This is a genomic window from Streptomyces sp. NPDC021115 (assembly GCF_044333065.1).
Taxonomy (GTDB): Bacteria; Actinomycetota; Actinomycetes; order Streptomycetales; family Streptomycetaceae; genus Streptomyces.
The window spans coordinates 239,405-261,209 of record NZ_JBIRQF010000007.1; the positions used below are offsets into that span (position 1 = coordinate 239,405).

The following is a 21,805-nucleotide window of genomic DNA, read 5'->3' on the forward strand; positions in this document are numbered from 1 at the left end:
GGCGGGCCGGATTCACGACGGGTCGTAGGTGAAGGGGAGGGCGTTGCTGTTTCCGGCCGGGGTGTGGGCGACGACGCTCACCACCCCGGGCGGCCCGCCGGGGGTGGTGGCGACGACCTGGGTGTCCGAGATCGCGGCGAACGGGGCCGGGACGCCGCCGAAGGTCACCGCGTCGGTGTAGGTGAGGTTGCTGCCGACGAGGACGACCGACTCGTCCCCGGTGTCCAGGCCGTCCGGCGGGTTGAGGCTGCTGAGGACGGGGGCGCCGAGGTAGGTGTAGTGCGGGTTCCCGGTCCCCGTCGAGCTGGTGCCGCCGGGGGTGGTGACGGTGACCTGGACCGTGCCGGAACCGGCCGGGGCGGTGACGGTCAGCTGGCTGTCGGAGATCACGGTGATGGCGGTGGCCGGGTTTCCGCCGAAGCTGACGGCGCTGGTGAGGGTCAGACTGCTGCCGAAGACGGTGACGGTGTTGCCGCCGCTGGCCGGGCCGAGGTGGGTGGACAGCTCGGTGACGGTCGGCGCGGTGATGTAGAAGTACGGCAGCGCGTTGCTGGTGCCGCCCGGCGTGGTGACGGCGACGTTGACCGCGGACGCCGGTCCGGCGGGAGCGGTGACGGTGATCTGGGTGGCGGTGTTGGTGAGGATGGCGGCCGAGTTGATCCCGAACATGACCGAGGTCGCGCCGGAGAGGTTGGTGCCGTTGAGGGTGACGGTGTTACCGCCCGCGGTCGGCCCGGAGGCCGGGCTGAGGCTGGTCAGGGACGGTGCGGGGGCGGCGGCGTAGGTATAGCCGAGCGCGTTGCTGGTGCCGCCGGGAGTGGTGACGACGACGGCCACCCCGCCGGTGCCCGCGGGGGCGGTGACGGTGACTTGGGTGGCCGTGTTGGTGAGGATGGTGGCGGGGTTGATCCCGAACATGACCGAGGTGGCGCCGGTGAGGTTGGTGCCGGTGAGGGTGACCGCGTTGCCGCCGGAGGGGGGACCCGAGGCCGGGCTGAGCGCGGTGAGGACGGGAGCCGCGACGGTGGTGTAGGTGAAGAACACGTTCTGGGAGCTGGTCCCCGACGGTCCGGTGACCGTGACCTTGACCGTGCCGGTCCCCGCGGGCGTCCTGGCCGTGATCTGCGTACCGCTCACGACGACCACGTTCGTGGCCAGGCCGGTGCCGAACCTGACCGCGGTGGCGCCGGTGAAGCCGGAGCCGGTGATGGTGACGGGGGTTCCTCCCGCCGGGGCACCTTGGGCGGGGCTGACGCTGGTCACGATGGGGGCCATGACGCTGTTCTCCTTCTCGTACCTCGACGGCAGACGGCAGCGCCCTGGCCGGTCGGGCGGTCGGCCAGGGCACTAAGGGCAGTGCGGTGACGCGGTCGGCGCTCGGTCGTCCCCCGGCCGTCAGGTGATGGTGAAGGCCTGGGCGTTGGAGGTCCCGCCGCAGGTGTGGACCGTGATGGTCCCGGCGCCGGTGGCGAGCCCGCCGGGCACGGTGGCGACGAGTTGGGTGCCGCTGACGGGTGTGAAGACCGCGGTGGCGGTGGCGGCGGCGCTGTCGGTGAAGGTGACGGTGTCGACGCCGACGAAGGAGGTGCCGGTGATGGTGACGTCGTCTCCGGCCGTGCCGGTCGCGGGGGCCACGCTGGTGATGGCGGGCGTGAGGTAGTAGTCGACCAGGGTGGTGCCCGAGGTGCTGGTGCCGCCCGCGGTCGTGATGGTCACCGCCTGGGTCGACACGGCGCCGACCTGCCCCGGGTTGGCCGGCGCCGTGAAGGTGACCTGGTTGGTCTGCGTGGGGGTGACCGCGACGTTGCCGACGGTGCCCACCCCGACCTGTGTCCCGGTCAGGAAGTTGGTGCCGAACAGCGTCGCCGCGCCGCCCGTGGCGGCGGGCAGACAGGTGACGCTCAGGGCCGTGGTCGTGGGTGCGGCGATGACGAAGAACGGCAGCGCGTTGCTGGTGGCGCCGGTACTGCTGGTCACACTGACGGAGACCTGGCCGGAGCACGGTGCCGTGCTGGGCACGACGAAGGTGACCTGGGTGGCGGTGACGCCCGTCGGGGTGACCGTTGCCGCGCCGAAGTTCACGCGCGTGGTGGTGGCCAGCGCGGTGCCGTTGATCTGGACGGTGTCCCCGGGTTTGCCCTGGTTGGTGCTGGTGGTCGTGTCCACCACGGAGGTGATGGTTGCCATGATCCTTCTCCTTCGGTGTGCCGCTGCGCCGGGGGCGCGGAGAGCAGGCCGATGGCTGCTCCGCGGCCGCGGAGGACGTCCCGGTGAGCGGGAAGGGCGGGTGAAAGACCCGTGGCCTCGGGGCCGGCGCCTGGGGGCGGGTCTTCGGGATGAAGCGATTCGGCGCCGTCAACGAGGGGCGCCGTCAATCTCGCTCCTTCCGATTTAAGCCATCGGGTGACGGAGCCGGAAGGTGGAACGGGGGCAACCAGAGACTCATGTGTAAGTAGGGTTAATGCCCCTTAACGGGTTTTCTCTGCCGTCGTACGCCCCCTCAAATCCCCCCGTCGAAAAGGAAAAGCGGGCGGGTGGCGGCCTCAGCCGTCCACCCGCCCGCCTATGCGCGCGCGTGCGCGATGCCCTACGCGGCGGCCTCCTCGGGGCGCTGCCCCTCCTGCTCGGCCTCCACCTGCTGGTTCCACTCCCGCTTCGACGCCTGCCAGCCGTCCTCGTTGTGGCCGCGCCGCCAGTAGCCGGAGATGGACAGCCACTCGCGCGGCACCTCGCGCTCCAGCCGCAGATGGCGGCGGATGTCCTTCACGAAGCCCGCCTCGCCGTGCACGAAGGCGTGCACCTGCCCGGCCGGGAAGTCCAGCCCGCGCACGGCCGCCACCAGCGCCTGGCCGACCGGTGCGGCGCCCCGGTGCAGCCACGTCACCTCGGCGCCGTCCGGAACGGTCAGCTTGTGCTCCTCCTCCCGGCCCTCGACCTCGATGAAGGCGTGCACCGGAGCCCCGCCCGCACCCCCGGGCCGGTGCGCCAGCCGCTCCAGCGCGGCGGCGATCGCGGGCAGCGCGCTCTCGTCACCGGCGAGCAGGTGCCAGCCGGCGTCCTCGCGCGGGGCGTACGCGCCGCCCGGCCCCGAGAAGTAGATCTCCTGCCCGGGCCGCGCCCGCGCCGCCCAGGGCCCGGCCAGCCCCTCGTCGCCGTGCACTACGAAGTCGATCGTCAGCTCGCGGGCCGCCGGGTCCCAGGCGCGCACCGTGTACGTACGGGTGACCGGCCACTGCTCGCGCGGGAACTCCTCGCGGATCCGCTCCAGGTCGAACGGCTCGGGATACGCCACGCCCTCGGCCGGGAACAGCAGCTTGACGTAGTGATCGGTCCATTCACCGGCGCTGAAGCCGGCGAGACCGCCGCCACCGAGCACCACCCGCACCATGTGGGGGGTCAGTTGCTCGGCGCGGACCACCTGTGCCCGGTGGGGCCGTGGACGTTTACGGGCCGGACGGTCTGCCATGGCGGCCTCCTTGGTCGACAACCTTGATCGACACCTTTGATCGATAACGAGTTAGGTTAAGCTAACCTAACACTTTATCCCTCAAGGGTGGAGAGCAACCGACGCAAGGATCCACCCAGTCCCCAGCGCTCCGCGAGCGCGTCCACCGCGCGCGGGTCGCGCGGCGCCCGCGGCACGGCGGCGTCGAACGCGGGCAGCGGTACGTCGGAGGCGACCCGCACGACCTTGGGGGCGACCGCGAGATACGGCCGAGCCTCGTCCAGCCGCTTGCGCTGCGCGGGGGTCAGCTTCGAGGCGGGGTCGTCGACCGCGGCCATGATCCCGGCCAGGTCGCCATGGGCGGCCAGCAGCTTGGCGGCGGTCTTCTCGCCGACCCCGGGCACCCCCGGCAGGCCGTCGCTGGGGTCGCCGCGCAGCAGCGCCAGGTCCGCGTACCCGCCGCCGTCGACCCCGTACTTCTCGCGCAGCAGGGCCTCGTCCACCAGCTGGAGCGTGCCGACGCCCTTGACCGGGTAGAGCACCCGCGCCTCGCGCTCGTCGCTGACCAGCTGGAACAGGTCGCGGTCGCCGGTGACGATGTCGACCGGCCCGGTCGCGCGCCCGGCGAGGGTGCCGATCACGTCGTCCGCCTCGTAGCCCGCGGAGCCCAGCCGGGCGATGCCGATCGCGTCCAGCACTGCGTCGATCACCGGGACCTGCGGGGAGAGGGTGTCCGGCACCTCCTCCTGGTCGACCCCGGCCGCCTCCGGGGCCTCCTCGGCGACCCGGTGGGCCTTGTACGTGGGGATCAGCTCGACCCGCCAGGCGGGCCGCCAGTCGAAGTCCATGCACGCCACCAGGTCGTCCGGCCGGTGGTCCTGGACGAGCCGGGCGATGAAGTCGAGCAGCCCCCGTACGGCGTTCACCGGAGTGCCGTCGGGCGCCCTGACCGAATCGGGCACTCCGAAATAGGCGCGAAAGTACAACGAAGCGGTATCGAGAAGCATCAGGCGTCGGGTCACACCTCGATGATGCCGTACGTCGGTGACAGTCCCGGACTGGGAATGTGAGCTGGGTCACCGTATGGTTTACGCCATAAGGAGCGGGGCAGGTGCGCCGCCGGAACGAGGCCATTGTGTGATTCAACTATTGCGCAGGGCATGCGGACCGGTGCCGCACTGTTCCACGACCTGCCGGCGGGGGTGGCGGGTCGTTTTTTGGTGCGATCTGAGAGGTATATGTGTCCAAACTGCGAGCCGAGGGCCTGTACAAGGTGTTCGGCAGAAGACCCGATGAGGCGGTAGCCGACCTCGAGGGCGGTGCGGACCGCGAGAAATTGCGGGCGGAGGGTACGACGGCCGCTGTTGTCGACGCCTCCTTCGCGGTCGAGGCGGGGCAGACGTTCGTCGTCATGGGTCTGTCCGGGTCCGGGAAGTCCACGCTGCTGCGCATGCTGAACGGGCTGCTGGAGCCGACCGCCGGACGCGTCCTCTTCGACGACGACGACCTCACCGCGCTCAGCCCGCGCGATCTGCGCCAGGTGCGCTCCCACAAGATCAGCATGGTCTTCCAGCACTTCGCCCTCTTCCCGCACCGCAACGTGCTGGAGAACGCCGGGTACGGTCTGGAGGTCCAGGGCATACCGGCCGAGGAGCGTGAGAAGCGCGCCACCGAGGCCCTGGAGATGGTCGGCCTGGCCGGCTGGGAGAAGTCCTGGCCCGACGAGCTGTCCGGCGGCATGCAGCAGCGCGTGGGCCTCGCCCGCGCCCTGGCCACCGACGCCGACGTGCTGCTGATGGACGAGTCCTTCAGCGCGCTCGACCCGCTGATCCGCCGCGACATGCAGGACCAGCTGGTCCAGCTCCAGAAGCGGCTCAAGAAGACCATCGTCTTCATCACCCACGACCTCAACGAGGCCATGCGCCTCGGCGACCGCATCGCCGTGATGCGCGACGGCCGGATCGTCCAGATCGGCACCGCCGAGGACATCCTGGTCACCCCGGCCAACGACTACGTCGCCTCCTTCACCCAGGACGTCGACCGGTCCCGGGTGCTCACCGCCGGGGCGATCATGTCCGACCCCGCCGAGGTGCTGGGCACCACCGCCGACGACGGCACGCCGCTGCGCACCGAGCAGGACGTGCTGGACGCCGCCCCCGCGACGGTCGGCACCGACACCCCGATCATCGAGCTGTTCACCCCCTGCTCGCGCAGCGCCACCGCGGTCGCGGTGACCAACGGCGACGGCGGCCTCGTCGGCGTCGTCCCGCGCGCCCGGCTGCTCGCCGTCCTCGGCGACGGGGACACCGGCGGTGACGGAGCCACGCCGTCGACACCGGACGCGCCGGACGCGCCCGAGTCCGCGAAGAAGGTGATCACCGGTGCCTAGGCTCGAACTCGGCGACTGGATCAATTCCGGCGTCAACTGGCTCCGTGACAACCTGAGCTGGTTCTTCGACTTCATCTCCTCCGTCGTGCAGGGCATGTACGACGGGGTGAACTCGGTGCTCAGCGCGCCCGAGCCGCTGCTGATGGCGGGCATCCTCGCGGTGCTCGCCTGGTGGCTGCGCGGGCTGCTGCCCGCCGTCCTCGCCTTCGCCGGATTCGCGCTCATCGATTCGATCGAGCTGTGGGGCGAGGCGATGAACACCCTCGCGCTGGTGCTGGTCGCGGGCGTGATCACCATCGTGTTCGCGGTGCCGCTGGGCATCTGGGCGTCCCGCAACCGCGCCGTGAGCGCCGCCATCCGCCCGGTGCTGGACTTCATGCAGACGATGCCGGCCTTCGTCTATCTGATCCCCGGCATCTTCTTCTTCGGCCTCGGGGTGGTCCCCGGCGTCGTCGCGACCGTCATCTTCTCGATGCCCCCGGGCGTCCGTATGACGGAGCTGGGCATCCGCCAGGTCGACGCGGAGCTGGTCGAGGCGGCCGACGCCTTCGGCACCCATCCGCGCCGCACTCTGAGCCGCGTCCAGCTGCCGCTGGCCCTGCCCACCATCATGGCGGGCGTCAACCAGGTGATCATGCTGGCGCTGTCCATGGTCGTGATCGCCGGTATGGTCGGCGCCGAGGGCCTGGGGTCCACCGTCTTCCAGGCGATCAGCTCCGTCGACGTGGCCATGGGCTTCGAGGGCGGCATCGCGGTGGTCATCCTGGCCATGTACCTGGACCGGATGACCAGCGCGCTCAATCAGCGCGTCTCCCCGCTGGCCCGCCGCGCGCTCGCCAAGGAGCGGGCCAAGGCGCTCAGCGGCTCGCGGGTGCTCCACTGGCGGCCCGCGACCTCGGTCGCCATGGTCGGCGTGGTCGTCCTGGCGCTGGTCGCGGGCGGCATGAAGATGTTCGGCGGCAACGAGAGCGGCCCCACCGTCTCCGCCAACGTCGGCAAGGGCCAGTCGGTCAACCTCGGCTACATCAACTGGGACGAGGGCGTCGCCTCCACCTTCCTGTGGAAGGAGCTGCTGGAGGAGCGCGGCTTCAAGCCCAAGGTGCAGTCGTACGACGTCGGCGCCCTGTGGACCGGCATGGCCGCGGGCAACATCGACATGCAGACCGACGCCTGGCTCCCGGCCACCCACGCCACGTACTGGGCGAAGTACAAGGACAAGCTGGAGGATCTCGGCTCCTGGTACGACAAGACCTCGCTGGAGGTCGCGGTCCCGTCGTACGTCAAGGGCGTGAAGTCGCTGGACGACCTCAAGACCAAGTCCAGCACCTTCCAGAAGAAGATCATCGGCATCGAGCCCGGCGCCGGTGAGATGAAGCTGATGCAGGACAAGGTCATGCCGGGCTACGGCCTGAACAAGGACTACACCCTGGTCAAGGGCTCCACCGCGGCGATGCTGTCCCAGCTGGACCGGTCGTACGCCAAGAAGGAGCCGATCGCGGTCACCCTGTGGTCCCCGCACTGGGCGTACGACAAGTACAAGCTCACCAAGCTGAAGGACCCCAAGGGCGCCTTCGGCAAGGGCGACCACATCGACACGATCGCGCGCAAGGGCTTCTCCAAGAAGAACCCGCAGATCGCGAAGTGGATGAAGAACTTCAAGCTGAGCGAGAAGCAGCTCACCAGCCTGGAGTCGGCCATTCAGGACGCCGGCAAGGGCAAGGAGCAGCAGGGTGTGCGCGCCTGGATGAAGGACAACCCGGGGATCGCGAACAAGCTCGCCCCGGTGCCCGGCGGCGCCGAGCAGAAGGGCAAGGACGCGGGCGCCGCGCCGAAGATCGGCTACTTCCCGTGGGACGAGGACATCGCGACCACGTACCTGTGGAAGAACGTCCTGGAGAAGCGCGGCTACAAGCCGTCGATCAAGCAGTACGACGTCGGCTCGATGTTCACCGGGATGAGCACCGGCCAGGTGGACGTCGAGTTCGACGGCTGGCTACCGGTCGCGCAGAAACAGTACTGGGACAGATACAAGAAGAACCTGGTCGATGTCGGGTCGTGGTACGACAAGACCTCCCTTGAGATCGCCGTGCCCTCGTACGTCAAGGACGTGAAGTCGCTGGCCGACCTCAAGGGCAAGGCCGACCTCTTCAAGGGGAAGATCATCGGCATCGAACCGGGCACCGGTGAGATGAAGCTCCTCAAGGGCAAGGTTCTGAAGCAGTACGGCCTGGACAAGGAGTACACGGTCTCCGACGGTTCGTCCCCGGCGATGCTGGCGCAGCTGGAGCGCAGCTACGCCAAGAAGGAGCCGGTGGCCGTCGTGCTGTGGACCCCGCACTGGGCGTACAGCAAGTACAAGCTCACCAAGCTCGCGGACCCGGACAAGGCGTTCGGGGCCAGCAACCAGCTCCACACTCTCGCCAACAAGTCCTTCCCGAAGAAGTACCCGGAGTTCAACGGGTGGCTGAAGAAGTGGCACATGACGGAGAAGGAGCTCGCGACGCTGGAGCAGGCCGTGCAGGACGCGGGCAAGGGCAACGAGGCGGAGGGCGTCCAGAAGTGGATCGACGCCCACCCCGGCATCGTCGACAAGATGGCGCCGGTCACCCCCTGACCCCTCTCGCCCCGCGGTAACACCACCCGCCGCCGCGGTCCGGAGCCTCCTCGCTCCGGACCGCGGCGGCGGTCGTTCGCGCGGCCGTTCCCGCGCGTACGGTGGGGCGATGAGCCCTCGTGCCCCGCGTGCCCGCGTACGGAGCGTGGTGTCCCTGGTGCCCTCGCTCACCGAGTCCGTCGCCGCCACCGCGCCCGGGCTGCTGACCGGGGTCACCGACTGGTGCAGCCATCCGCCCGGGCTGAGCGCGGAGCGCGTAGGCGGCACCAAGAACCCCGACACCGCCCGGATCGCGGCCCTCGCCCCGGACCTCGTCCTCGCCAACGAGGAGGAGAACCGCGCCCCCGACCTCGCCGCGCTGCGCGCCGCCGGGCTGGAGGTCATGGTGACCGAGGTACGGACGCTGGAGCAGGCGTTCGCCGAGCTGGACCGGGTCCTGGTGGGCGGCTGCGGACTGCCCCGGCCCGGCTGGCTGGACGAGGCCGAGGCCGCCTGGGCGGACGTCCGGGCGGCGGGAGCGGCCGGGCCGGAGCGGCGGGCCGTGGTGCCCGTATGGCGGCGGCCGTGGATGGTGCTGGGCCGGGACACCTTCGCCGGGGATCTGCTGGCCCGGCTGGGCGTACGGCACCTGTACGCGCGGCACGCCGAGCGCTACCCGCGGATCCCGGTCGACGAGCTGACCGGGTGCGGCGCGGAGCTGGTGGTGCTGCCGGACGAGCCGTACCGCTTCACGGCCGACGACGGGCCCGAGGCGTTCCCCGGGCTGCCCGCCGCGCTCGTCAGCGGCCGCCATCTGACCTGGTACGGCCCCTCGCTGGCGGAGGCGCCCGCCGTCCTCGGCGCGGCGCTGGCGGCGGCCCGCTGACGTTTCCAGGACGCTTCGTCGACAGGGCGCTTCCTAGGGCGCGAGCAGCGTGCCGCGCGCCAGGCCGAGCGCCGTGCGCGCCGCGACCAGTGCCCACGCCGTCACCAGGGCGGCGTACAGCCCCACCGCGAGCCAGCCGAGCGCGTGCAGACCGGTGTGCCGGGACAGCGCCGTCGCCCCCGTGACACAGGTGCCCACCGGGAAGGTGAAGCCCCACCAGGTCATCGCGAACGGCCCGCGCCGCGCCGCCCCCACCACCAGCGCCCCCGCCGTCGCCAGCCACAGCAGCGCGAACCCCATCACCGGCACCCCGTACACCACCGAGGCGAACCGGGCGGCGGTCTGAGGAACCCCCGCGTACGCCGCGGCGTCGGCCATCGCGCCCGCGGCCGTCGTGGACTGCCCGAGCGGGCCCAGCACGAGGAGGACCGCGGGCGTCATCGCCGCCGGGAGCGGACCGTGGCGGACCAGCCGGTCGAAGATCAGCGGCAGCATCAGCAGCGTCGCCAGCAGGCTCGCCCCGGCCAGCGCCGCACACCCCAGCAGCAGCGCCGAGCGGCCCTGCCCGGGCGGCAGATGCGGCACCAGCGCCGGACCGGCCGCCGCCGACACCATCGGCGCCACGACAGGCAGCAGCCACACCGGGGACGCCTCACCGGGGCCGATCCGGTGCCGCGTCACCATCAGCGCCGGGATCCCCGCCGCCGTCAGCAGGGCGGTGAGCGTTCCGGCCGGCCACAGGACCGCGTCCACGGCCACCGCCGCCCGTACGCCGATCACCTCCGCCCCCGCCGACAGCGTCGCCGCGCCGACCGCCGTCAGCGCCATGGGCAGGCAGCCGTGGAAGGGGGCGACCGCCGGGTCGAGGAGATCGGCGAGGGCCCGGTCGCGGTGGCGCGCCCAGTGCGCCGCGCGGGCGGCCAGGACGGCGCCGAGCAGCAGCGCCGACAGCCCCCACACCACCCGGCAGACGCCGTCCAGCCCAGGGACGCGCACCGGCAGCCCGGCGCCCGCGGTGGCCACGATCGCGGTGCCCATCACCGTGGCGTACCAGTTCGGGCCGAGCCCGCGTACGGACGGCCGGGGACGCGTGCCGGGGCGGTCCTCGGCGGTGGCGGTGGCGGGGAGGGGCGGTGCGGGCGCGGCAGTGACCATGAACGCACCTTCGCCCGCCGCAGCGCCTCCCACCAGGCCCTTCTTTCCTATGAGGGCATAAGCTGGCTTTATGAGCGAGCGCAGCCGGGCGGGCGGGAAGAGCCGGCAGGGCCGGAAGGACTCCCCATCCGGCGACGACGGCCTGACGCTGCCCACCCCGCTCGCCCACCGCGTCCCCGACCTCGGCGCGCTGGAGCTGCTGCTCGCCGTCGCCCGGCTCGGCAGCCTCGGCCGCGCCGCCCGGGAGCTGGGCATCACCCAGCCCGCCGCGAGCAGCCGGATCCGGGCGATGGAACGGCGGCTGGGCGTTCCGCTCGTGGACCGCTCGCCGCGCGGCTCCCGGCTCACCGCACCCGGGGCGCTCGTCACGGACTGGGCGCGGCGCGTGGTGGAGGCGGCCGAGGCGTTCGACGCGGGCGTGCACGCGCTGCGCGACCGCCGTGACTCCCGGCTGCGGGTCGCCGCCAGCATGACGATCGCCGAGTATCTGCTGCCCGGCTGGCTGATCGCGCTGCGCGCCCTGCGCCCCGACACCGCCGTCTCGCTCCTCACCGGCAACACGGCGGCCGTCGCCGGGCGGCTGCTGGACGGCGAGGCGGACATCGGCTTCGTCGAGGGCCTGGACACCCCGAGCGGGCTGGACGCCACGGTCATCGGCCATGACCGCCTCACCGTGGTCACCGCCCCCGGCCACCCCTGGGCCCGCCGCCGCACCCCACCGGCCGCCGCCGAACTGGCCGCCACACCGCTCATCCTCCGCGAGCGCGGCTCTGGCACCCGGCAGGTGCTGGACGCCGCCCTCGTGGCCCACGGCGGCCTGGCGGCGCCGCTGCTGGAGCTGGCCTCCACTACCGCCGTCAAGGCGGCGGCGGTGAGCGGGGCGGGCCCCGCGGTGCTCAGCCGCCTGGCCGTCGGCGAGGAACTGGCGGCCCGCCGCCTGGTGGAGATCGCGGTCCCGGACATCCCGCTACGGCGCGATCTGCGCGCCGTATGGCCGTCGGGCCCGCAGCCCACGGGACCGGCCCGCGATCTGCTCGGCCTGACGCGGCCGGGCCCGGCTCCCACCGTCTGAGCCGGGCCCGGCGCTTCAGTGGTTCAGCCAGTCCTCAAATGTGCAGGTCGCAGCATCCGTCGCGGCGCAACTGCCGTCCCACCTCCAGCCAGTGCTTCTCGGACCGCCCGTGTGCCGCACGGGCCCCGGCGGGCGCCGGGAACGCCTCGACCAGCTGCCGCTGCTCGAACGGCACCCCGCCCCGCAGCACCGAGACCGTCCGTACCAGCGAGTCGAAGTCGGTGAAGGGATCGCCGTCCACGACCGTCAGGTCCGCCAGCTTGCCGACCTCCAGGGTGCCCAGGTCCCGGTCGGCGCCGAACGCCCGCGCCGGGAGGACCGTCACCGTGCGCAGCGCCTCCGCGGGCGACATCCCGAACCGGTGCAGCGCCCGCAGCCCCATGTGCAGGTTGAGCCCCACCGGCGTGAGCGGCTGGTCCGTCCCCAGGGCGAACACACCGCCACCGGCGAGGACCCGCCGGTATATGTCGATCTCGGTGCGCAGGGTGGCCAGCTGGGCGTCGGTCGGGGGCGCTCCGGCGAGCTGCCGCACCAGCGCGGTGTCCCACGGCGGCATCAGCCGGGTGACCCGCTCGTCCTCCGCCAGCGAGGGGTCCGCGCCGACCAGCGGCTGGGCGGCGAACGGCGTGCCGATCAGCCGGAAGTCGGAGGCCGTGTAGATCTCCGTCGCGTCCTGCTCGGCGCGTCCGGTCGCCGTCGTCACATGCCCGAACTCCAGCCGCTGGGTGGCCTGGAGATGGGTCGTCAGGTCCTGGCCGAGCTGTATGCCGGGAGTACACAGATGGCTGCCTGAGCGCACCCCGAGCTTGTCGTGCGCGAAGCGGGCGGCCTCCTCCATGATCCAGCCGGGCGCGCGGACGTACGTCTTGACGAAGTCCCAGTCGAGCGCCGCCGCGCGGTCAAGCGAGCGCCGCAGCCCGTCCCGGGTGCGGTGCGCGCGGGCCATGCTGTACGCCACCCGCGATCCGTCCAGCAGCTCCCCGGTGGCCAGCAGCCGCGGCCCGGCCAGATCGCCCGCCGCGACGGCCTCCCGCAGCCGCGCCTGCTCATAGGCGAAGCCGCCGAACGAGACGGCGGTGGTGATGCCGTACGCGAGCTGGAGCGCGGTCTGGCGGCCGCCGTAGGTGTACTGCCAGGGGTGGGTGTGGGCGTCCCACAGCCCGGGGACGACGGTGTGCGACGAGGCGTCGATACGGCGCTTCGCCGACCGCCCGCCGCGGTGCGCCTCGACGCCGGCGATCCGGCCGCCGCGTACGACGATATCGACGTCCTCGCGGACCGTGCCCCCGCCGCCCGTGCCGTCCCAGAACCGTCCGGCGTGCACCACGGTGTCGGCCGGGCGCGGCCGCCGGTGGTCGAGCGCGACGCGCACCGTACGGGCGTCGCCGCTCGCGACGTCCAGCAGCCGCAGCTTGCCCGCCGACAGATACAGGATGCTGCCCGAGTCGGCGGACCAGGACGGATGGTCGGCCGCCTCGTCGGTCAGCCTCCGCGCTTCGCCGTCCGGGCTGCCGTCCGGCCGGACCGGCAGCAGCCACAGGACGGACTCGGCGACGACGGCCATATGGCGGCCGTCAGGGGACCAGACGGGGCCGGAGTCGTAGCGGTCGGTCAGGGAGGTGTGCGGCGCGACGGCGTGTAGCTTCGCGGTGCCGCTGCCGGTGTCGACGACCCGGATGAGGTTGTAGCCCTCGCGGAATCTCTGGTTCAGCCGGTTGCGGTCGCACAGCGCCACGTACCGGCCGTCCGGCGACCAGGTCGGCCGTCCGGGCAGCCCGCCCGCGCCGAGCGGGGCGGCCAGCACCTTCTCCGTACCGGCGCCGAGGTCCCGTACGACGAGGTTTCCCGACATGTCGATGGAGGCGAGCCGCTTGCCGTCCGGGGAGAGCGCGGGATGCACCCGGCCACCGGACGCGAGCACCTTCTCCTCACCGGAGGCGAGGTCCCGGCGGCGCACCGCGAGCAGCCCGTCGCGGTCGTCGGCGTACACCAGGGCGCGCCCGTCGCGCGTCCAGGAGGGCGCGAGCAGATACCGGGTGGCGTCCGCCTTGACGACCCTGTGCGGGGCGCGGCCGCCCGAGACGTCTGCGATCCAGAGGGAGTTGAGCGCGGCGAAGGCCACCTTGCGGCCGTCCGGCGACAGCGCGGGCAGATGCACCCCGCGCACCGGACGCGCCCCGCCGCCCTCGAAGTCGTACCGCTTGACGGGGTACCGGGGGCGGTCGACCGGCAGGGTGGCGGCGAACGGGATCTCCTCGCCCTTGGCCGGCGCGCCGGGGCGCACCACCCGGAACCGCCCGTCCACCGTCAGCAGCAGCTCCTCGCGCGAGACCCAGCGCGGCGGCACCGGCTGTACATCGCCCTTGACCGCGACCACCGCGCCGTCCACGACCAGCGTGCAGGACGCGTCGGGCGCGACCGTGGTGCGCAGATAGGCGAGCGTGCCGCCCGCCGACACGGACGGCGTCATCACCTGGGCGCCGGTGGTCGGATCGGTGCGCTCGGTGGTCACAGGACCGGTGCCGTCCGCGCGTACGGAGGCCACCGTACGGGCGTCCAGCACGGTCCCGGCGGGCACGCCGCGTACGAACAGCACGCGCTCGCCGTCCGGGGACCAGGTGGGGTCGAAGTCCTCCCAGGCGCCGCTCTGGAGGGGCCCTTCCTGGCCGGGCAGCCCGGTCAGCTGGGTCAGCTCGCCGCTGGCCAGCTCCAGCACCCACACCCGGTACGGGCTGCCCGCCACCGGGTCGCCGCCGCGCTCGGAGGCGAAGGCGATCCGGGTGCCGTCGGGCGACCAGGCCGGACCGCGGTCGTCCCACGGCCCGTCCGTGTGCTGCCGCACATCGGAGCCGTCGGGGCGCAGCGTCCAGATGTGGAAGCCGCCGCCCCGGTACGCGCACACGGCCAGCAGCTTCCCGTCGGGGGAGTGGACCGGACGGGTGGGCTCCAGATCGGGCGGGGTGAGCGCCTTGGCCTCGCCGCCCTTGCGGGGGACGGACCACAGCACGTTCTGGACCTCGGCGATCAGCCGGTCGCCGGAGGGGGAGAGGGACGCGGCGCCGTTGGTGGCCGCCGTGAAGGAGAGCGAGACCCGCCGTGCCTCCGCCCGGGCCGCGGCCTGGGCGACCGCCTCGGCGGGCAGCGCGGTGGTGCCTGCGGCGACGGCGGCCCCCGCGGCTGCCGCCTGGAGCAGGCGCCGCCGGGAGAGGGCGGACGAACTCTCCGATGGTGTGTCAGGTGCTTCGTGTGTAGCCAACGGTCCTCCTGGTACAGGGAGTTGCACGATTCAGGAGTTGCAAGTGGTACGGAAAGCGGTTGATCGTTACACACCGCACGTGCTCCCGGTCAACACCCCGTCAGCACCTTGTCGACGCGGCGTCAACACACACCCACACCCGTCCGCGGCGGCAACAACGCCCGCCCATGGCCTTGGCTTGGCGGCCCGCCGAGGGGAGAGTGGGATTCCGCCCTCGACCACCGGCCCGGGAGACGTGATACGCATGCCAGCAGGCGGCATCACCCACCGCATGGACCACCACACCGCCCCGGACGGCGTGCGCGTCGCGACGTACGTCTGGCAGCCGGAGTCGAGCGCCCCGCGAGCGATCGTCCAGATCGCCCACGGCGCCGCCGAACACGCCAGGCGCTACGACCGGTTCGCCCGCTTCCTGGCCGGACACGGCTATGTGGTCGTTGCCTCCGACCACCGCGGCCACGGGGCGACCGCCGAGTCCACCGGCGGCCTCGGGGTGGTCGGTGCCTCCGGTGACGAGGGCGACGGCTGGCGGGCCATCGTCGCCGACCTGCGCGCCATCGGCGACCGGGCCCGCGCCGACCACCCCGGACTGCCGCTGGTCCTGCTCGGCCACAGCATGGGCTCCATGCTGGCCCGCGACTGCGCCCAGGAGTACGGCGGGGAACTGGCCGGGCTGATCCTCTCCGGCACCTTCCGCTCGCTGCCGGGAGCGGAGATCGAGGACGCGATGGCGGCCGTCGAACGCGAGATCGCGGACCGCGGCCGCACCGCCCTGTCCACCTTCACCCCCACGCTGTTCGCCTCGTTCAACGACCCGTACGAGTTCGATACGGGCTTCGAATGGCTCTCCCGGGACCGGGCCGAGGTCGCCGCCTACGCCGCCGACGACCACTGCGGCTTCCCCTTCAGCACCGGACTCTCACTGGACTGGCTGCGCGCCGTCCGCAAGATCAACGACCCGCGCAACCAGGCCCGCGTCCCGGCGTCGCTCCCGGTCCACCTGGCGGTGGGCACCGAGGACCCCTGCAACCAGCGGATGACCCTGGTCTACGAACTCCTGGAGGACTTCCGCTACGGCGGTACCCGGGAGCTGAGCTGGAAGGGCTACCAGGGCGCCCGGCACGAGATCCTCAACGAGACGAACCGCGAGGAGGTCCAGCAGGACCTCCTCGACTGGCTCGACAAGCACCTCTGAGCCGCTCCTACGCCTTCGCGTTCGGCAGAAACCCCGCGATGCGCTCCCGCAACGAGACCGCGTCCAGCCCCTGCCCCGCCAGATGCTCCTCGATCGTCCCGTAGCGCCGCAGCTCGCGGCGGGCGATGCCGAGCCCCAGCACCCGGTGCGGAACGTCGGCGAGGGCGTCGTTCGCGGCCGCCGTCGAGGTGCCCGCGAGATACGGCTCCACCAGCACGACGTCCGCGACCGAGGCGTCCGCGGCGGCCCGCAGCGCGCGCCCGTCGAAGGGGCGCACGGTCGTGGCGTACAGCACGGTCACGTCCAGCCCCTCGACGGCCGCGAGCACGCCGTCGAGCATCGGCCCGACCGCGACCACCACCCCGCCGCGCCCCTCCCGCACGGTGTGGAACCGCCCCGGGACGATGGCCCGCGGCGCCGCGTTGGCATGCGCCGACAGCCGTACGTACACCGAGTCGTCCCCGGCCGCGGCCGCGTCCCGCAGCAGCGCCTCGGCCTCGTCGGGATGGCCGGGTACGTGCACCGTCCAGCCGTCGAGCGTGTCCATCAGGGCGACGTCACCGGGCGCCATGTGGGTGAGGCCGCCCGCGGGCCAGTCGTACGACCCGGCCGCGCTGACCAGCACCCCGCCCACGCCCTGATGCCCGAAGTCCAGCTTCACCTGCTCGAACGGCCGCTCCACCAGAAAGCTGGCGAAGGTGTGCAGGATCGGCCGCATCCCGGTCAGCGCCAGTCCGCCGCCGACCCCGACGAGCAGCTGCTCCCGGATGCCGACGTTGATCACCCGGTCGGGGTGGGCCCGCCGGGCGCCGTCGAAGCCGTCCTTGCCGATCTCCGCCAGGACGACGGCCAGCCGGGGGTCGTCGTCGAGGAGGCGGGAGACGGTGGAGGCGAAGCGTTCACGCATGGTGTCCACGAAGAAATCCCCTCAAATCGCCGTACAAATAACTCACAACTCCTGGCCCTCTGGCCTTCTCACCCCTTCGCCTCCACCCGGGCGACGACGGCACGCGGCCGTCCCGGATGGGGCGCGGTGAAAGCGTCGTACAGGGCCTCGTGGTCCCGCCCGTCGACGGTCGCCGCGGACCAGCCCGCGGCCTCGAACCGGGAGGCGATGCCGCCGGGCCAGCCGTGGGTGGCGGAGGCGTTGTCGACGACGAGCGTGTGCAGCCGCTCCAGCCCGGCGGCGCCCGCGTACGCGATCGCCTCGTGATTGCTGCCCTCGTCCAGCTCGGCGTCGCCGATCAGCACCCACACCGCGGGCCCGTCCGCCCCCTCGCGCCCCTGTGCCCGCAGCCCCAGCGCCGTCCCCACCCCCAGCGGCAGCCCGTGCCCGAGCGACCCACTGCTGATCTCGACCCCCGGCACCAGCACCCGGTCCGGATGATGGCCGAGCGGCGAGTCGTACGAGCCGAACCCCCGCAGCAGCGAGTCGGCGAAGAACCCCTTGGCCGCGAGCACGGCGTAGTACGCCATCGGCCCGTGCCCCTTGGACAGCAGGAACCGGTCCCGCCCGGGATGGTCCACGGTCTCCGGCGAGACGCGCAGCACCCGGTCGTACAGCACCCAGAGCGCGTCGAGCGTGGAGGTGGCCGCGGGCCCGTGCTTCTCGTCGCCGGTCATCAGGCTCATCAACGGCGGCAGATCGGTGTAGGTCGGTGTCATACGGAGACCCTGCAACTTCAAGTCGACTTGAAGTCAAGCGCTAGCATCGCCGCCCATGACCTCATCCACCGACCGCCTCACCCTCGGGAGCTGGCCGCCCGCAGCGGCCTCGCCACCTCGGCCCTGCGCTACTACGAGGAGCTCGGCCCGATCCACTCCGAACGCACCGCGGGCCCGCCAGCGCCGCTACCCCCGCGCCACCCTCCGCCGCGTCGCCTTCACCCGAGCCGCCCAGCAGGCCGGCCTCACCCTCGACGAGGCCGCCGCGGCCCTCTCCCGCTTCCCCTCCGACCGCGCCCCCACCGCCACCCAGTGGAGCGCCGTCGCCAGCACCCGGACCCACCGCATCGCCGACCTGGAACGCCTGAAGCGCAAGCTCACCGGCTGCATCGGCTGCGGCTGCCTCTCCCTGCGCACCTGCGCCCTCTGCAACCCCTCCGACACCGCCTCCACCCACGGCCCCGGCGCCCGCTACCTCCTCGGCGACACCCCGCCACCCCCCGCACACACCCCGTAACCCCACCTCGCCCCACGGCCCCACCCAGGGGTGGCAGCGAGCACCCCCTGAAGTGCGGTATTGTTCTTCATGCGCGGTCGGCGAGGGCAAAGCCCCAAGCCGGACAAGCACCGGGACGTGGCGCAGTTTGGTAGCGCACTTGACTGGGGGTCAAGGGGTCGCAGGTTCAAATCCTGTCGTCCCGACCAGCGTTTTCGCAGGTCGGAGGCCGTTTCCGCGGGTAGCGGAAGCGGCCTTTGTCGTGTCTGGACAGGGAGCGATAGGGAGCCCTCTGGGAGCCCTCGTGCTCCCAACTCGCAGACGTGTCAACGGTGTCCGATTCATCCGTCACCCGATCCGGTAGACCTACCGTGCCGTGCCGAGCCCCTGCGTGCCGTCGTCAACCGTAGGCCCCTGAGGTCACCCCATTGATCTGGATGCTCTCTGCATCGAGAGGCATAAGAACCCCTTGTCGGCTCCCGGCCCCCTTTCCGGGTGGGAGCACGGCACCGTGCTCCCCATGCGACAGGGGTGGGGTGGACCACTGGTGATCTCTCCGGGCCGGTTTCCGCAGGCAGCTAGCGCGCGGGTGTCCTGGTCGCCGTGGAGTGTCTGCGTCAAGGCGCGGCAAAGCCCCTTGGCGTCTGTCGGTAGATAGGGCACTCCCAGGGCGTGAGCGCTGTATCCGGCTCTGGAGCGCCGTAGCGAGACAGCCCGTGGAGGTCTCGCCGGAAGAAAAAATGTGTCAAGCGAGCAGAGGTGATGGCATTAAACCTCGCGCTTTCATGAAGTGGGCTGTCTGGTAGGTGATCAGAACAGCAGAAAGTACCTCTGACCAGTGAGAATGAGGATTGTCGAAGTCCTTGTTTCCCGTACCAGCCGGAGGCACTTCCCAGGTGAAGAAGCGTATCGGGTCCTATCCGCATGTCTGTTTGGAGGGCGGCGGCCGGTCGGTGGTCTCGCAGGCTGGGGCCGTGCTGCTGGTCGAAACGGTCCGCAAGACTGGGCTGGATGCGGCGATATCGGAGGCGCTCGCGCCGTGGCGCCGGACGCGGGCGGTGCACGACCCAGGCAAGATCCTGCTGGACATGGCGCTCGCGGTGGCACTGGGCGGGGACTGCCTGGCCGATGTCGCCATGCTGAGGGCCGAACCGGCCCTCTTCGGGACCGTCGCTTCCGACCCGACCGTCTCCTGCCTGATAGACGCCCTCGCCGCAGGCGGCGAACGGGCCCTGACCCGCATCCGCCGAGCCCGCGCCGAAGTGCGCGAACGCGTGTGGAAGTTGGCGGGCGACAGGGCGCCGGACGCGGACGGCCAGGTCATCGTTGACATCGACGGGGTCCTGGTCCTGTCGCACTACGAGAAGCAGGACGCCACCGCGACCTGGAAGAGGGCGTTCGGGCACCACCCGCTGATGGGGTTCGTCGACCACGGATCCGGTGGCTCCGGGGAACCGGTGACGGGCCTGTTGCGGCCAGGAAACGCCGGGTCGAACACGGCCGCCGACCACATCGAGGCAGCCCAACTCGCCTTGGCCCAACTGCCGAAGAAACACCGACGCGGGCGTCAGACGCTGCTGCGGACCGACTCCGGTGGCGGCACCCACGAGTTCGTGGCCTGGCTCGCCCAGCGCGGGCGGTGGCTGTCGTACTCGGTCGGCATGACCATCACCGATGCCATCCACCAGGCCGTCCTCAAGGTTCCCGCCCTGGCCTGGACGGCGGCCATCGAGCCCGGCGGCGAGATCCGCGACGGCGCCTGGGTCGCCGAACTCCACTCCTCCAGCGACTGCCTGAGGGGCTGGCCCAAGGGGATCCGGCTCATCGTCCGCAAGGAACGCCCCCACCCCGGCGCCCAGTTGCGCCTCACCGACGCTGACGGCATGCGGCTCACCGCCTTCGCCACCAACACCGCCGACGTTCCGATCGCCGCACTCGAACTCCGCCACCGCCAGCGCGCAAGAGCCGAAGACCGCATCCGCGCCGCCCGCGCCACCGGCCTGCGCAACCTGCCCCTGCACGACACTGTAGGTGTCGAGAATTACTTCCGTGCAGGTCATGCGACATAGTGGTACTCGTGGAGGATGCCGTTGAGGCGGACGTCGAGGTGGGCGAGCCTCTTCGGTTGGACGATCGGCGCGGGTAGCGGGTGGAGGGGCGCGGCGCCTTCGAGGGTGCGGTGGGGTCTGTGATGGTTGTGGAACTGCTCGTACTCGCGGAGTGCGTGGAGTAGGTGGGTCTCGTCCCATATGAGGGTGCGGTCGAGGAGCTCGGCCCGGCATGACCGTTGTAGGTGCCGAGAAGTACGTCCGTGCAGGTCATGCGACGTGGTGGTACTCGTGGAGGACGCCGCTGAGGCGGTCGCGTCGGTGGACGTTGAGGTGGGCGAGCCTGTCCGGTTGGACGACCGGCGCGGGCAGCGGGCGGAGAGGCGCGGCGCCCTTGAGAGTGCGGTGGGGTCTGTGATCGTTGTAGAACTGCTCGTACTCGCGTAGTGCGTGGAGCAGGTGGGTCTTGTTCCATATGAGGGTGCGGTCGAGGAGCTCGGCCCGGCATGACCGCACCCACCGTTCTGTGATGGCGTTCATGCGGGGTATCCGGACGCCGGTCTGGATGACCTTGATGCCCTCGGCCTGCAGGACTGCGTCGAAGGCAGCTGGGTAGCGGACGTCCCGGTCCCGGATCAGGTATTTCGCCCTGGCGTTTGTGTCGTGGAGGTCCATGACCATGTTCCGCGCGAGTTGGGTCACCCATGCCGCGGTCGGGTGGGCGGTTGCGCCGAGGATGCGGATGCGTCGGCTGGCGTGTTCGATGACGGCGAGGACGTACAGCGTCGCCCCGGTCAGGGTCTTGGTTTCGAAGAAGTCGGCGGCGAGGATGGCGTCGGCCTGCGAACGTAAGAAGGTCGCCCAGGTTGTGTGTTCCCGCTCGGGTGCGGGCGGGATGCCGTGTTCTTTGAGAATGCTCCATACCGTGGAGGCGGCGACCTTGATGCCGAGGGCGGAGAGTTCGCCGTGCACACGCCGGTAGCCCCAGCTCGGATTCTCTCGTACGAGGCGCAGAACCAGGATCCGGATGGAGCGGACGGTACGTGGTCGGCCACGGCGTTTGGGACGGGAGGCCTTTGCGTGGCGGCGGCGGAGCAGGTCGCGGTGCCAGCGCAGGAGAGTGTCCGGAGAGACGATCAGGCGGAGTCGGCGGAGCCGTGCTCGTGGGAAGCGGTGTAGCAGGGCCGCCAGGAGTGCCCGGTCGGGCCAGGTCAGCTGCGGGCGGCCTACCGTGCGCTGCAGCACGGCGACTTGGTGGCGCAGGGCCAGGATCTCCAGATCTTTCTCGCGATCGCTCATCGGCACGAGTCGTACGATCGTGAACACGGTCGACACGGTGAGGTAGAGGAGTCGCAGCAGCACAGTCAAGCATCTCGCGGTCGGTGCGGATGGGCTACACCCGGTCTTGGCCCAGGGGAGGAGAGAAGCGATCGCGTTGACCTTTCTCCAAGCTCACCGACAGCGCGACCTGCACGGACGTAATATCCGGCACCTACAGCCTTGCACAAGTGAAGACGCTGGGACGAGCGTCGGCCAAAGTCGAAGACCTCTGATCAAGCTCTCACCTGCGTGGATGAATTACCGGCCCCCGCACAGTCGTAGCAG

General features: G+C 71.5%; 15 protein-coding genes, 1 tRNA gene and 2 pseudogenes. 8 read left to right on the forward strand and 10 right to left on the reverse strand.

Annotated elements, in window-relative coordinates; genetic code table 11:
* Positions 1 to 12: 12 nt before the first annotated feature.
* The 4 genes from ACH4TL_RS23475 to ACH4TL_RS23490 form a co-directional block, all read right to left on the reverse strand.
* Positions 13 to 1,275, reverse strand: coding sequence for an IPT/TIG domain-containing protein (locus ACH4TL_RS23475; protein WP_398317362.1), 1,263 nt, complete (start codon positions 1,273 to 1,275; stop codon positions 13 to 15).
* Between the two features lie 120 nt (positions 1,276 to 1,395).
* Positions 1,396 to 2,187: an IPT/TIG domain-containing protein gene (locus ACH4TL_RS23480; RefSeq protein WP_398317365.1), complete on the reverse strand. Its 792-nt coding sequence runs from the start codon at positions 2,185 to 2,187 to the stop codon at positions 1,396 to 1,398.
* Positions 2,188 to 2,587: 400 nt separating this feature from the next.
* Entirely contained in the window at positions 2,588 to 3,466 is an 879-nt protein-coding gene (locus ACH4TL_RS23485; protein WP_398317369.1) for a siderophore-interacting protein, read from the reverse strand.
* Positions 3,467 to 3,540: 74 nt separating this feature from the next.
* Positions 3,541 to 4,452 carry a 5'-3' exonuclease H3TH domain-containing protein gene (locus tag ACH4TL_RS23490; RefSeq protein ID WP_398317759.1) on the reverse strand — a complete coding sequence of 304 codons (912 nt, stop codon included), beginning with the start codon at positions 4,450 to 4,452 and terminating at the stop codon, positions 3,541 to 3,543.
* A gap of 233 nt (positions 4,453 to 4,685) precedes the next feature.
* Between ACH4TL_RS23490 and ACH4TL_RS23495 the strand changes: the two genes are divergently transcribed.
* The 3 genes from ACH4TL_RS23495 to ACH4TL_RS23505 all read left to right on the forward strand — a co-directional run bounded on the left by ACH4TL_RS23495 (position 4,686) and on the right by ACH4TL_RS23505 (position 9,313).
* On the forward strand, positions 4,686 to 5,834 hold the full coding sequence (locus tag ACH4TL_RS23495; RefSeq protein ID WP_398317372.1) for a glycine betaine/L-proline ABC transporter ATP-binding protein: 1,149 nt from the start codon (positions 4,686 to 4,688) through the stop codon (positions 5,832 to 5,834).
* Positions 5,827 to 8,448 carry an ABC transporter permease/substrate binding protein gene (locus ACH4TL_RS23500; RefSeq protein ID WP_398317375.1) on the forward strand — a complete coding sequence of 874 codons (2,622 nt, stop codon included), beginning with the start codon at positions 5,827 to 5,829 and terminating at the stop codon, positions 8,446 to 8,448. Before ACH4TL_RS23495 ends, ACH4TL_RS23500 begins: the two co-directional genes overlap by 8 nt.
* Positions 8,449 to 8,557: 109 nt before the next feature.
* Positions 8,558 to 9,313, forward strand: a complete 756-nt coding sequence (locus ACH4TL_RS23505; protein WP_398317378.1) for a helical backbone metal receptor — start codon at positions 8,558 to 8,560, stop codon at positions 9,311 to 9,313.
* A 33-nt stretch (positions 9,314 to 9,346) separates the two neighbouring features.
* On the opposite strand, the gene ACH4TL_RS23510 is transcribed toward ACH4TL_RS23505, so the two are convergent.
* The gene (locus tag ACH4TL_RS23510; RefSeq protein ID WP_398317381.1) at positions 9,347 to 10,468 is read right to left on the reverse strand and encodes a C4-dicarboxylate ABC transporter; all 1,122 of its coding nucleotides are present in this window, start codon (positions 10,466 to 10,468) and stop codon (positions 9,347 to 9,349) included.
* Between the two features lie 70 nt (positions 10,469 to 10,538).
* Between ACH4TL_RS23510 and ACH4TL_RS23515 the strand changes: the two genes are divergently transcribed.
* The gene (locus ACH4TL_RS23515; RefSeq protein ID WP_398317383.1) at positions 10,539 to 11,540 is read left to right on the forward strand and encodes a LysR family transcriptional regulator; all 1,002 of its coding nucleotides are present in this window, start codon (positions 10,539 to 10,541) and stop codon (positions 11,538 to 11,540) included.
* 34 nt (positions 11,541 to 11,574) lie between these two features.
* Here the strand turns inward: ACH4TL_RS23515 and ACH4TL_RS23520 are convergent, their stop codons facing one another.
* Positions 11,575 to 14,796, reverse strand: a complete 3,222-nt coding sequence (locus tag ACH4TL_RS23520) for an amidohydrolase family protein (protein WP_398317386.1) — start codon at positions 14,794 to 14,796, stop codon at positions 11,575 to 11,577.
* Between the two features lie 244 nt (positions 14,797 to 15,040).
* On the opposite strand from ACH4TL_RS23520, the gene ACH4TL_RS23525 reads away from it, so the two are divergent.
* Positions 15,041 to 15,991 (forward strand): alpha/beta fold hydrolase, encoded by a 951-nt coding sequence (locus ACH4TL_RS23525; RefSeq protein ID WP_398317389.1) that lies wholly within the window; start codon positions 15,041 to 15,043, stop codon positions 15,989 to 15,991.
* Positions 15,992 to 15,998: 7 nt separating this feature from the next.
* On the opposite strand, the gene ACH4TL_RS23530 is transcribed toward ACH4TL_RS23525, so the two are convergent.
* Positions 15,999 to 16,907: a transketolase family protein gene (locus tag ACH4TL_RS23530; RefSeq protein WP_398317392.1), complete on the reverse strand. Its 909-nt coding sequence runs from the start codon at positions 16,905 to 16,907 to the stop codon at positions 15,999 to 16,001.
* A gap of 59 nt (positions 16,908 to 16,966) precedes the next feature.
* Positions 16,967 to 17,656, reverse strand: a complete 690-nt coding sequence (locus tag ACH4TL_RS23535) for a transketolase (RefSeq protein WP_398317395.1) — start codon at positions 17,654 to 17,656, stop codon at positions 16,967 to 16,969.
* 55 nt (positions 17,657 to 17,711) lie between these two features.
* Here ACH4TL_RS23535 and ACH4TL_RS23540 point away from each other — a divergent pair, with 55 nt between their 5' ends.
* From ACH4TL_RS23540 to ACH4TL_RS23550, 3 genes and pseudogenes are all read left to right on the forward strand, one after another.
* The gene (locus ACH4TL_RS23540) at positions 17,712 to 18,173 is read left to right on the forward strand and encodes a MerR family DNA-binding protein (RefSeq protein WP_398317398.1); all 462 of its coding nucleotides are present in this window, start codon (positions 17,712 to 17,714) and stop codon (positions 18,171 to 18,173) included.
* Between the two features lie 111 nt (positions 18,174 to 18,284).
* Positions 18,285 to 18,361, forward strand: a tRNA-Pro gene (locus ACH4TL_RS23545).
* Positions 18,362 to 19,048: 687 nt separating this feature from the next.
* Positions 19,049 to 20,179 (forward strand): annotated as a pseudogene (locus ACH4TL_RS23550) (IS1380 family transposase); the annotation flags it as partial.
* Between the two features lie 29 nt (positions 20,180 to 20,208).
* Here ACH4TL_RS23550 and ACH4TL_RS23555 read toward each other — a convergent pair.
* Together ACH4TL_RS23555 and ACH4TL_RS23560 are read right to left on the reverse strand one after the other, a co-directional pair.
* Positions 20,209 to 20,439, reverse strand: a pseudogene (locus tag ACH4TL_RS23555) (integrase); the annotation flags it as partial.
* A gap of 31 nt (positions 20,440 to 20,470) precedes the next feature.
* Entirely contained in the window at positions 20,471 to 21,562 is a 1,092-nt protein-coding gene (locus tag ACH4TL_RS23560) for an integrase core domain-containing protein (protein WP_398317762.1), read from the reverse strand.
* Positions 21,563 to 21,805: the final 243 nt, after the last annotated feature.